Annotated in this window: 10 protein-coding genes; 3 read left to right on the top strand and 7 right to left on the bottom strand. The window is 36.6% G+C overall.

What is annotated here, in order from left to right:
- Positions 1–511: 511 nt before the first annotated feature.
- A complete protein-coding gene (gene serS / locus AAA915_RS04620) occupies positions 512–1819 on the bottom strand; it encodes a serine--tRNA ligase (protein WP_338200239.1) in 1308 nt (435 codons plus the stop codon).
- A gap of 61 nt (positions 1820–1880) precedes the next feature.
- Between serS and AAA915_RS04615 the strand changes: the two genes are divergently transcribed.
- Positions 1881–2048 (top strand): hypothetical protein, encoded by a 168-nt coding sequence (locus AAA915_RS04615; RefSeq protein WP_338200237.1) that lies wholly within the window; start codon positions 1881–1883, stop codon positions 2046–2048.
- A gap of 94 nt (positions 2049–2142) precedes the next feature.
- On the opposite strand, the gene AAA915_RS04610 is transcribed toward AAA915_RS04615, so the two are convergent.
- On the bottom strand, positions 2143–2685 hold the full coding sequence (locus AAA915_RS04610; protein WP_338200235.1) for a GNAT family N-acetyltransferase: 543 nt from the start codon (positions 2683–2685) through the stop codon (positions 2143–2145).
- Entirely contained in the window at positions 2685–3290 is a 606-nt protein-coding gene (locus AAA915_RS04605; RefSeq protein WP_338200233.1) for a TVP38/TMEM64 family protein, read from the bottom strand. The genes AAA915_RS04610 and AAA915_RS04605 overlap by 1 nt, the downstream gene beginning before the upstream one ends.
- A 195-nt stretch (positions 3291–3485) precedes the next feature.
- Here AAA915_RS04605 and AAA915_RS04600 point away from each other — a divergent pair, with 195 nt between their 5' ends.
- Both AAA915_RS04600 and AAA915_RS04595 read left to right on the top strand, forming a co-directional pair.
- Positions 3486–4265, top strand: coding sequence for an alpha/beta hydrolase fold domain-containing protein (locus AAA915_RS04600; protein ID WP_338200231.1), 780 nt, complete (start codon positions 3486–3488; stop codon positions 4263–4265).
- Between the two features lie 120 nt (positions 4266–4385).
- Positions 4386–5762: an NAD-dependent succinate-semialdehyde dehydrogenase gene (locus AAA915_RS04595; RefSeq protein ID WP_338200230.1), complete on the top strand. Its 1377-nt coding sequence runs from the start codon at positions 4386–4388 to the stop codon at positions 5760–5762.
- Positions 5763–5845: 83 nt separating this feature from the next.
- On the opposite strand, the gene AAA915_RS04590 is transcribed toward AAA915_RS04595, so the two are convergent.
- From AAA915_RS04590 to AAA915_RS04575, 4 genes are all read right to left on the bottom strand, one after another.
- Positions 5846–6856, bottom strand: a complete 1011-nt coding sequence (locus AAA915_RS04590) for a zinc ribbon domain-containing protein (RefSeq protein ID WP_338200228.1) — start codon at positions 6854–6856, stop codon at positions 5846–5848.
- Between the two features lie 98 nt (positions 6857–6954).
- On the bottom strand, positions 6955–8514 hold the full coding sequence (locus AAA915_RS04585; RefSeq protein ID WP_338200226.1) for an ATP-binding cassette domain-containing protein: 1560 nt from the start codon (positions 8512–8514) through the stop codon (positions 6955–6957).
- Positions 8515–8819: 305 nt separating this feature from the next.
- Positions 8820–11852, bottom strand: coding sequence for an MMPL family transporter (locus AAA915_RS04580; protein ID WP_338200224.1), 3033 nt, complete (start codon positions 11850–11852; stop codon positions 8820–8822).
- Positions 11845–12432, bottom strand: coding sequence for a TetR/AcrR family transcriptional regulator (locus AAA915_RS04575; protein WP_338200222.1), 588 nt, complete (start codon positions 12430–12432; stop codon positions 11845–11847). Before AAA915_RS04575 ends, AAA915_RS04580 begins: the two co-directional genes overlap by 8 nt.
- Between the last annotated feature and the right edge of the window lie 144 nt (positions 12433–12576).

Genomic DNA, 12576 nt, shown 5'->3' with positions numbered 1-12576 from the left:
CTTGCGAAATTGACTTCGCTCTTTTGTTTTGGGTTCTTGATAACCCGCACATTTTTGCGAAAACATTGTTCAGTTTTCAAGGTACTACCTGCTGCTCTAAAGCAGCTTTTTTATTTTGCCAGATTCAAGCGCTTTTGTCAAGCACTTTTTTCTGACTCGTTTTGCCGTCTTACCGGACAGCGTTTATTATCTTACTAAAACATCTGACTTTTGTCAACTGCTTTTGCTTGATTTTGTTTTGAACTCGTTACTTGTCGTAACTCGCTCAAACACAAGTAATACCTTACTCTTTTTATCTTAATTCGTCAACTCAATCATTTTGTTCGTTATTTAAGTAAATTAGTAATCAAATTAGTTTTGTCTAATATCTGATACTGCAATTTTTCGCTTTTATGACTAGACCAATTTACTAATTATTCGTAATTTGATCATTTTTTCAAGTATTGCAGCAAAAAAATTTTCCCAAAAAAAGCGCAAGTTTATTAAACTCACGCAAAAAATAATTGTTTCTCTAAATTAGAGTTTCTTCTTTAGTAATTTTTGTCATTCCGTTCATATAAGGAACCAAAACTTCTGGTACAGTAACTGTGCCATCTTCATTTTGATAGTTTTCTAAAATTGCGGCAACAGTTCTACCAACAGCCAAACCTGAGCCATTAAGAGTATGTGCTAAATGCAATTTGCCACCTTCATCGCGGTAACGAATTTGTGCACGACGAGCCTGGAAGTCAGTACAGTTCGAGCAACTGGAAATTTCACGATATTTATCTTGTGCTGGCATCCAGACTTCCAAATCATAAGTTTTGGCACTAGTAAAACTGGCATCCCCAGTAGATAAAGCAACTACATGATATGGTAAATCTAGTTTTTGCAGTAAGTGTTCAGCGTTATGAGTCAGCTTTTCTAATTCATCCCATGAATCTTCCTGCTTACAAATTTTTACCATTTCGACTTTTCTAAACTCATGCATTCTAATTAAACCACGAGTATCACGACCAGCTGAACCAGCTTCGCTTCTAAATGCTGGAGACAATGCTGTAACATTGATCGGCAATTTATCACCATGAATAATTTCATCACGGAAGTAATTAACAAGAGGTACTTCAGCAGTTGGAATCAAAGTTAGGTCCCTTGGCTTGTCTGGATTATCATTATCAACAATGGTATAAACATCTTCGCGGAACTTAGGGAATTGTCCTGTACCTTGCATTGATTCATCATTAACTAAATATGGCGGAATTATTTCGGTATATCCTTCCTTAGTGTTTTCATCAAGGAAGAAGTTAAAAACAGCGCGTTCGAGTAAAGCACCGGCACCCTTATAATAGACAAAACGGGCACCTGAAACTTTAGCACCTCTGTCCCAATCCAAGATATCTAAATCTGTACCGATGTCCCAGTGTGCTTTAGGCTTAAAGTCTAATTTAGTTGGCTCATGCCATTTACGAACTTCTTCATTATAACTTTCATCAGGTCCGATTGGGTCAGAATCATCGGGAAAGTTAGGCAGTCTCAACAAAATATAATTTTGCTTTTCAGTTAATTTGGCAACCTTATCATCAAGTTCCTTAATTTCCTGTCCAACTTCACGCATTTTTTGAACTGCAGCAGAAGCATCTTCTTTATTCCTTTTTATTTCAGCAATTTCTTTTGAAACAGTATTACGTTCCGCTTTTAACTGCTCGCTGCGGTTCAACTCTTCACGCCGGTCAGCGTCAATTTTGACTAATTCATCCAATTCTTCCGGCTTAACGCCACGTCTACCAAGTTTATCTTTGGCCCAATCAAGATTCTCACGAATCACCTTAATATCCAGCATCTTTTTACCTCCACAAAAAAAGCCAACTCATCCCATCAAATTGGGACGAATTGGCTCATACATGGCTTCGCGGTACCACCCAGTTTCAGCTAAATTTAGCTGCACTTCATTAAGAGTCGGCGATAACGATGCCGCGTGCCGTGTAACTATTAATTACCCACATAAATGGAATCTGGAAACGACCTCTATTCGCTTGCACCACTATGCGAACTCTCTTAATCAGTCTTAGGATTCCGTGTTTGGATATTATTTTAAGCTATTATGCATTTTTTAGCAAATAAGTTTTAATGTTTTTTAGATTTATTTTAGTAAAAATGTTGCTTTTAAAATTTAAACTTTTGTTCAATATCAAACCATTCTGATTTTTTTAACAGGAAAAATTTTTCTTGATATTTAAAAAGACTACTTACTCTACTCATATCCACCGAATAAATCAGCTTAAAGCCTAACCGAGCAAGTAAATTCTGTGAGCGGGCATTATTTTGGTAAGTTCCGGCCCAGATTTCCGACTGATCAAGCTTTTTGAATGCATAATCAAAAAGTATTTTTAAAGATTCCGTCATATACCCGTGACCGGAAAAGTCTTTATCAAGCAAGAAACCAACTTCTTTAGTGTGCAGCAGTTCTTCTTCGTTAGTCCCCCTATTATATAGTTCAACTAAACCAATTAACTGCCGTGAATTTTTCAAACAAATGCCATAACTATATTTTCTGGCAGCATACTGTCCTGCAGCAACTTTAGCTTCTGCTAAATTTTGATAATGACCAAAGCCGGCTAGACGCTGATAATATTCATCTTGGCCCCATTTAAGTAAAGTTGACGCATCGGCTAGATTAAACGGCCGTAAATAAATGCGACTGACCATTAGTGGCCAACCAGTTTGAGCAACCAGTCCATGCCAAAATCAAGTGCGAAGCTATAAGCAAGAATAGTCCAGGGCTTACCCAATATAATTATCCAAAAATAAGTCCAGAACTTCATATCAGTTAAACCAGCTAAAAGACAGAGAACATCATCTGGTGCCATTGGTGCAACAATACAGACCGCAAAAAACCAGTTAAATTTACGCTGATTTTTGGTCCACTTCATATATTTATCAAGAGTTTTTTCAGAAACGATATGGAGAATAAACGGTCTGCCATAAAAACGCGCTAAAAAGAAGTTAATAATCGAGCCAACACAGATTCCGACATAGTTATAAATAAAGCCGGCTATTGGTCCAAAGAAGATAACTCCGCCCAGAAGTGAGACTCCACCAGGAATAATAGGAATAACTACTTGAATTATTTGGATTAAAACAAAAATAATTGGTCCGATTATTCTCTTATTAGCCAAATATGCTTTCATTTTAGCTTGACTAGTAAATATTCCTATTTTGTACCAATAAATACACAAAAGAATAATGATAATCCCACTGACAATAGTCAGAATATTGATTAATCTTCGACTAGCTTTAGCAGACAGATGCATAACTTACCTCCAATGTTAAGCCTCATTTTACCAAAAAATATGCAGCGTGATTAGTTTTTAATTCATTAAATACTAATATTTAAATAATTTAAATATTTCGCTTATAAAAATAAAAGGAAGCTAGTTTTAAAGCAAATACAGCTTTCAGTTAAAGTATAATAGATACTAACAATATAATTTTTGGAGGAAAACTTAATGACCCAAATTATCACTGACGTTACTTATGATAAACAAAGAAAATTGCAAACAGATATTTACCAACCAGATAACAGTAATTCGAATGATATATTGTTGTTTTGGCATGGAGGAGGCTGGTTTCGGGGAGACAAAAGCAGCTTCAAAGACTTATGCAGTAAAATTGCTGACCGAGGCTTTACAGTTTTTGCACCTAATTATTCCCTTGCACCACAACATCTTTTTCCGCTTGCACACCAAGATAGCATTAACTTTGTTGAATGGTTGTTAAAAACTAACTTTGTAAATAATAAAAAGCTCAACATTACCCAAATTGGCGCCAGCAGCGGTGGCACAATGGCACTTAATATTGCAGGTAAATATGGCTTCCCTACTGTGACTTGGTCGGCTCCTGTTAGTTATTCAGCTTGGATGGAAGACCATCAAGATGTAACCCCTACAATTGATGGACGCAAAGAACTGGGCTTATCTGATTTACATGATATCAATAATGCTTTTTATAAATATTTCACTTTGGCTTATGCAGGCTCGGAAAATGAAGAAACATTAAAAAAGATGGATGCTAAATCTTATGATTACACTAATTTACACCAGTTATTAATGATTAATTCTGCGGATGAGCTATCACCTATTTCATACTTACTCGATTTTATTAACTATTTAGCACAAAATAATCACGCAGTTGACTTAAAAATAATATCTGGCACCAAACACGCGATGTCTTATGCTAATCAATATTTAGAATGTTCACTAAACTATCTTCTGCAGGCAATAAAATAATTTTTTATTATTTACTTACTAATTATTAGTAAAATATTCTGTATGTGATATAATAATTGATGAAAACGTTTTATATTTTTGATAAGCTTATCCTACAAATATTTTTAAGGAGATAACATTATGGCTAAATATCAATCTATTAATCCTTACACTAATGAAAATTTTGCCAGCTACGACAACCCGACAGCTGAACAAATAGAAGATGCACTAAATTTAACTAACGCACTTTACCAAAAATGGCGTCATGAAGAGCCTGAAACTCGAACAGCAACATTGCACAAAGTTGCAGATGGTTTACGCGAGCATAAAAAAGAAATGGCTGAAATCATGACCCGTGAAATGGGTAAAATGATTGGCGAATCTGAAGGTGAAGTTGATCTTTGCGCCTCTATTTGTGATTACTTTGCTGATAAGGGTCCTGAATTGTTAAAACCTGAACCAATTGATTCTCAATTAGGTGATGCATATTACCTAAAGCAAGCTACTGGCGTTGTAATGGCATGTGAGCCTTGGAATTTCCCACTTTATCAAGTTATCAGAGTATTTGCACCTAACTTTATTGTTGGTAATCCTATCATTCTGAAACATGCCCATAATGTTCCTGGCTCTGCAGCTTTGATTGCTAAAATCATTAAACAGGCTGGAGCACCCGAAGGCAGTCTGATTAATATGTATCCAAGTTATGATCAACTTGACCAAATGATTGCTGATCCAAGAATTCAAGGAGTAGCTCTAACAGGTTCAGAACGTGGTGGCTCTTCTGTTGCAGAAAATGCTGGCAAAAATCTAAAGAAATCGACTATGGAACTTGGAGGTAACGATGCCTTCATCATTCTTGACGATGCTGATCCTGCAGTTTTGAAGCAGGCTCTTAGTTCAGCCAGAACCTATAACGACGGACAGGTATGTACTTCTTCCAAACGGATTATTGTTGTTAAGTCGCGTTATGAAGAAACATTGCAAGAATTAAAGAAGGTCTTTTCTAGCTTAAAAGCAGGAGATCCGCTTGATCCAGCTACTACCTTGCCACCAATGAATTCACAAGCTGCTAAGGAAAAACTGACTAAACAAGTAGATGGCGCTATTGCAGCAGGAGCAAAAGTGTTCTACCAATATCCTGAAATTGATTCAGATGGTGCCTTCTTCCGTCCAACTATTCTAACCAATGTTGACCGTGACAATCCTGCATTTGACCAAGAGTTCTTTGGTCCAGTTGCTATCATTTACGAAGTAGAAGATGAAGATGCTGCTATTGCTTTAGCTAACGATTCCAGTTATGGTCTAGGTTCCTCCGTTATCAGTTCCGACATTAAACGTGCACAAAATGTAGCTGCACAAATTGAAACTGGTATGACAGTAATCAACGGCACATGGATCAGTTCTGGTGAGTTACCATTCGGTGGTGTCAAGAAATCAGGCTATGGTCGTGAACTTAGTGACTTAGGTTTGATGGCTTTTGTCAACCAGCACTTAGTAATTTCTATGCCGACAAAATAATCAGTATAAGAGCATAAATTAAAAAAACTGATGAGTAGCGTTTATATTAAACGTTAATTCATCAGCTTTTTAGTTGTCACTCTTTAACGGTGGCGTAAAAGATTGTATCCTGTTAGCCCCGTCGTCATTACGCTGGCTAAAATCAAGAAATATGTTGACGCACCGATTGATACCGCATATAAGAGTAGTTGACTAGTGATGCTATGCAAAATTCCCCGGTTTGATAGTGTACTGTTAGACATTCTATAAATAAGGTAAATGAGAAAAACAGTTTCAATTAGAGAAAGGATAAATGCAATTGTCCTATTCTTTTTAGTATCCCTCAAAGTATTGTATATAATAAATAATGGAATCAGAACCATGACTAGCCAAATTACACAAAGCACAACTCCAGAAAGTAATGTGGCATTGGAAGAAAAAAGTCTGCCAGCAAGTCCGAAAGTGACTCGTGTAATTGACATTTTTTGACCGTAAGTCATATCTAAGACAGATGCACCAGACCCGGTAAATAAAACTATTAAGTTTATAACTGCTAGTAAAACGACTAAAAGCTGGACAAAGGTAAAATGCTTGTTTACCTGAATGTTTTCTTTATGTCTGCTACCTTTCTGGGCCAATCTGCTTTTCGCTTTAACTTTTTCTTTCGACTCCGCCACATTATTAAACATATTAGACCCGAGTTGATTTACTTTTTCTGTTAGCCGTAGATCCACAGTATAGCGCTCTATCTTTTCTGCACGACTACAAACAAAGTAGAGCCAAACGAGCAGCGCAAAAAAGCAAATCCAGCCAAAACTACGGGAAAAACTCATGATAATTAATAGTGCAATTCCCAACAGAAAAACAATCATGCTGTTAACATGAATCCATTGCAGCATGCGCTCAATAACTGAATTTTGTTTTTCTGGATAAAATTCTTGCCGGTAGACTTTACGACTGGCAATTTTTTTAGCGGTTTTTTCATCTTCAAAATGAGCTTTTTCGTGCTGGTCTGTGAAAAAAGTTTCACGATATTTTTGTAAATCAAAGTGACAATTAGGACAGGTAACATCCGCATCAGTAACGGGACGACCACAGTTTGGACAAGTAGTCATAAGAAACTTCCTTTAATCAATAATTATAATAAGTTAATCATAAAACAAAAATAGCGATAAGGAAAACGTCTTTATCGTTATTTTAATACAATATTTTTTTACTGTAATTTTTGAATTTGTTCTTTAACCTGCTTTATCTGAGCAATTGAAGCCTGCGAATCAAGCATTAAGCGATCCAATTTAAATTTGAGCAATTCTAATTCATTATTATTGCTACTTGCAGGCTTCTTTTTCTGTGCTGCGGAAGTTATTAAACGTCCGTTTTTGATTTGCCATTTTTTAACTTTGAGTTGTTTAATAAACGCCTGATCATGTGATACCAGTATCATAGCAAATGGATAGGCAATAACAAATTCAGCCAGTGCATTAATCGATGCAATATCTAAAAAATTAGTCGGTTCATCGAGCAGCAATAAATTATATTGACCAGTAATTATTTTAGCTAGGTTGAAACAGACGAGCTGACCGCCACTAAGATCACTTATTTTATGCTCGCCATACTGACGTAAATGCAAATCGCCCAAAACTTGCATAGTTGAACTATGATCAAACATACTGGTAGCAAAAAGAGAATCAAATAAACTTTCATCAGTTTGGCTTGTCATAATGTTTTGGTTAAAATACCCTATTTTAATTTTAGGATTATAAAAACCAGCCAACTGTTTGTTCTTGATTTTTTCCAGAAAAACAGATTTACCAACCCCATTTTGTCCAGTTAAAACTACTTTCGCCATATAATCGAGGTTAACTTGTTGCTCAATGGTAAAGAGCTTTTGTCCATAAGCATTAACTGGTTGCTTCTCTAGCCGTAATGCTTTGCTTTTAGAAGAAATAGAGAGGTCAGTTATTGCGCTATTGCCATTTTTCAGGGTAATTGCATGATAAACTTGCGGCTTTTTTAGTTCTCCTTTTTCCTTATTGATACGGTTAGCGAGACTTTTACTAGCTCTGATAACATTATTTGCAGCTTTTTGCTTGCCCAGCGACTTTGAACGCCAATCAGATGAAGAAAGTCCTTTTTTATTATGAGAAAAAGTCCTAGCCTTATTGACATACTGATTATAACTTTTCTTTAACTGTTCAATATGCTTTTTCTTTTGTTCATATCTGGTTTCAGCTCGTTTTTGCTCATCTTGGCGAAAACAGCAAAACTCCTCATAAGTCCCTGAAAAATTTTTGATTTCTTTATTTTGAATATACCAAACTGAATCACAGACGCTATTTAAAAAGTTCTGGTCATGGCTGATAATTAAGCAGGCAATTCTGCTTTTACTTAATAACTTTATTAGCCATTGTTGCTCTTCAATATCCAAATTAGAAGTAGGTTCATCCAAAAGTAGTAAGCCGTTAGGCATATTTTTTAACTTAGCAATTGCTTCTCTGAGAACCAATTTTTCTCTTTGACCGCCACTCTTATCACCGGCATCAAGTAGTTGCGGGACATAAGCAAAATTACAGTTTCTAGTAATTTCACCTTTAATTGTAAACATATCTGTTAATTTTTCTTGAGCAAGGATTCGCATTAATGTGGTTTTACCAGCACCATTGTTACCAATCAAACCAATTTTTTGCCCAGAATTGATGCTCAAATTTGAGACCGTCAGCAGTGTAGAAGCTGCTACGCCAATTTGTAAATAATCTATTTTAATTAATTCCACTATAAGACCTCAATGTGTACACGTAATTCATAAAATAAGTTGCAATATTAAGTTGCTAAATTATTTTCCTGTTAAAGTGAATTGCTCTACGTTGAGTTAAAGAAGTGGTTATTGCTTTAAAACTGCAACTAGAGCTTATTGATTATTTACTTGTCTTGACATTCCAGTATTCCATGCTTTCTACTTAAAATTTTATTAAAAAACATTATACTATAACTAATCAGCTTTTGTAAACCCGCTAAAAAGTGTATCAAAAAAGGTTGAAGTCCTCTAAATGAAAATTTCAACCTCTTAATTAATTGCAATTAGTTTTTAGCACGTTTATTTTTGTGCCAATGAACACCTTCATAAGTCAGTTTAACAGCAGCTGACAAAGTAATCGGCATAATAAATACTAAAATTAGCAAACCAATAATCACCGCTAGCGCAACTTCAATCAGAGTCGGAATTCCTGAAGGAATTAACGCAGCAAAAGTACCACCTAAAATAATAGCAGCTGAAACTACAACTGTTCCAATTATTCCACACGCTTTAAGCATCCTTTGACTCGGGCTGCCGCCTTCAAGTTCACGATAACGTGTCATTAAGAAGATACTGTAATCAACACCCAAGGCAATTAACATAATAAAGCCGAAGAATGGCGTGTTCCAAGTAAGCATGGTTTTCCCTAAAGTAGCTTTAACTACCCACTCTGTAATTGACAAAGAGCAGAAGTAAGCAATTAAAAGCGTACCTAAGATGTAAACAGGTTGCAAAAGCGAACGAGTTACAAAAATCAGGGCAATACCAATTCCAATCAGCATTATGGCAGCAGTTCTAATAAAGTCTCTATTGGCAATGTCTTTAATGTCAGCAATGTTAGAACTTTCGCCACCCATAGCTACTGTTGCATTCTTAAGACGAGTACCTGCAAAAGACTTTTTAGCCATTAGACTTAGATCCTGCGCCTTCTTAGTTGCTTTAAGACTACTTGGATTTGACTTGAAAACAATCATCAACATGGCTGACTTCTTGTCAGGACTCAAATAATTCTTAATCGAAGTTTGGAAAGTATCATTTTTAATAAATTCTTGTGGAATATAGAAAGTATCTGCAGCTGAAGAACTTGCTAACCCATTAAGATAAGCTGCTCCTTGACCAAGTCCGTTATTTACTTGGTCCACACCATTTGTAATTTTAGGTGTGCTTGAAGCTAACTTACCAGCACCAGAGTTCAGTTGGCCAACGCTAGAATTCAATTGTCCAATACCGGAGCTCAGTTGACCTGTACTGGAATTAAGCTGGCCAATCCCTGAAGTTAACTGACCTGCACTGGAATTAAGTTGGCCAATGCCACCGTTCAAAGTAGCGGCCCCATTGTTTAACTGGCCAGAAGCGGTAGCTAATCTGCCGACACCGGACTGAAGCTGACCCATTTGACCAGATACATCTGGCATTGAGGCTGAGGCTTCTGCCCAAGATTTTTCAAGAGCAGCTCCTGCGGCCTGCATTGCCGCCATCTTTTGCTGCTGGGTCAGGCCTGGAATACTGCCAATACTTTTGGCCAAATTAGCCTTATAACTCTTTTCTAAAGCAGCTTTGGTATTTTTCTGGGCACTTGCAATACCAGCACTACCACTTTTAAGCTGAGAATTTAATTGGTTTAAGCCACTAGTCATTTGCTGTGTACCATTTTGCAAGCGACTTGCACCACCTTGCAATTGACCAGTACCATTTTGCAGTTGACTGGCACCATTTTGCAGTCTGCCAGTTCCGCTTTGTAATTGACTGGCACCGTCAGCTAACTTGCCAGTTCCGCTTTGCAGTTGACTAGTACCATCAGCTAATTTACTTGCACCCGCGGTAAGCTTCTTACTTGCACTGCTCAATTTGCCTAAACCGGCACGTGCCTGATCAACTCCCTGATTGACAGTATCTAATTGATTCTTAACGTAAAGTTGATCAATGCTTTCACCATAAGGTTGGGTAACAGAAGTAACAAAAGCTACATCGCCTGATGCTTGGAGCTGTCTAGTTAATTGATCAATTAGACGTAAGTCAGCCTCATTATCAAGTTTATGATCACTCTTAATATAAAGAGTTGATGGTTCGGCCATTCCCTTTGAAAAGTGGTCTTCAACAACGAGCATCCCTGCTTTAGCAGGCACGCTGTTATCAATCTCATCCGTGTCATCATAATTCAAGTGACCGGTATACATCAGACCAAAAGGAAGTACGACCACAGCTAACACAATTAAATAAATAATCGGGTGGGCAAGTGTACCTTTTGAAATACCATGCCATAATTTATCTTCATGTTCACCAGTAAATTTCTTCACCGGCCAGAACATTTTTTCTCCCAAAACAGCCATGAAGAACGGGTTGAGTGTCAAAAGTACTATTAATAAAACAGCAACGCCGACTGCAACACCCACAGCTGATTGATAAATTGAAAAGTTAGCTAAGCTAAGAGCTGAGAAGCCAATTAAAATGGAAGAACCAGAATAAAGAATTGTTTTGCCAGCAACCTTTAAGGCACTGTTCATCGCTTCGTAGCGATTCATCCCTTTACCCAGATCTTCTTTAAATTTATCATACAAGAGAATGTTATAGTCTGTACCAATTCCGAACAACACAATAATCATAAAGACCTGTGTAAAGTTAGAAAACGGGAAGTTCTGGTATTTAACTAGGTTAGTAACGATCGCAAATGATGTAATAAAGGAAACGCCAACCGTTAGTAATGAGATCAAAGGCACAATTGGTGACCTGAAGACAATTACTAACACGATGAAAATAAAGATAACAGTTATTACCTCTGTTTTCTTGATCCCTTCTTGAATTGCATTTGAAAAAGCATTTTGTAAAACATCTGCACCAGTGACATAAGTTCTAATACCAGCTGTTTTAACTGCTTTAGTTAGCTGCGATTCAACATCATTAATAGGTCCGTGCTTTTTAGCAACATTTAACTGCATTATCCATGTGGTATTATCCTTTGATTGCAGTTTTTTCTTAGTCGCAATATTATCATCAGGACCTAAGACCATTTTAATACCGTAATGACCTTGATTATCTTTCAGCTTAGCAATAGTTTCATTAATGGCATCCTTATCATCAGATGTCAATTTGCCTTTTTGCTTATTAAAGACCACGGCAATTTGATAGGTGTCTTTTTGCTTAGGACCCCAGTCATTTTGAATTGACTTTGCAACTTCACTTTGAACATCTGACGGTAAGGAAATATTTGAGTGCTCACGGGTTAACCCTGTAACGTCCGGCAAAGCCACAACAGAAATAATTAAAATTAAAATCCATGCAATTAACGAGAAAATATGATTTTTTACTAGTTTATGCACTCTGATTTTCCTTTCTATTTTTTTGCAATAATTTCTTAGGCTGAACCAATTGAATAATTAGTTCATGATAACCCTGGTCAGCCTCTTCACTAGTTTCTTCTGTAAAAGAATCAGACACATCTAAAAAAACGTATCCTAATACTGCTCCAATTAAGGAATGGAGCGAAACCGTGCTGTCACTTTTTAAATTTAGTTTGTCAGCCAAAGCTATTATCTTTAAAATTTCTTGAGTAATAGCATCGTCTTTTTTGTATTCGTTCAAGTGATAAAGAATACTAATTAAGGCGGGATCGTCCAGAATAAAGTCACGGACGATGTCGGCAAATTTAAGTAAAGCCTCTTCACCTGAAATTCCAATCAAATTATCAACTAATTTTTTACCTAAAATTTTAATTCTGCTTGCACCTACAAGCGACAACAATTGCTTTCGGCCTGAAACATAGTGATAGAGTGACTGCGAACGCACGCCTAACTCCTTAGCTAGGTTCGGCAGAGTGGTCGCGGAAAGTCCTTTTCGTCCAATCAGCTCCGTCGCCTTCGCAATCACCTTATCTAAATCAAGGCTTCTTTTTTTAATCATTTTCACCCCTCCTTTTGACAGCATAGTGAATAATATAGCACTACAACGTGAAGAATACAATCTACAAGGTGTAAATTATTTAAAAAAACAAAAAAAGCCCCAAAACCTTTAGTTAACGGGACTTAAAAGTTAAAGAATTAGTAA

It is taken from the genome of Lactobacillus rizhaonensis (assembly GCF_036246345.1).
Taxonomy (GTDB): Bacteria; Bacillota; Bacilli; order Lactobacillales; family Lactobacillaceae; genus Lactobacillus; species Lactobacillus rizhaonensis.
This window is presented reverse-complemented; position numbering and strand designations above follow the sequence as displayed.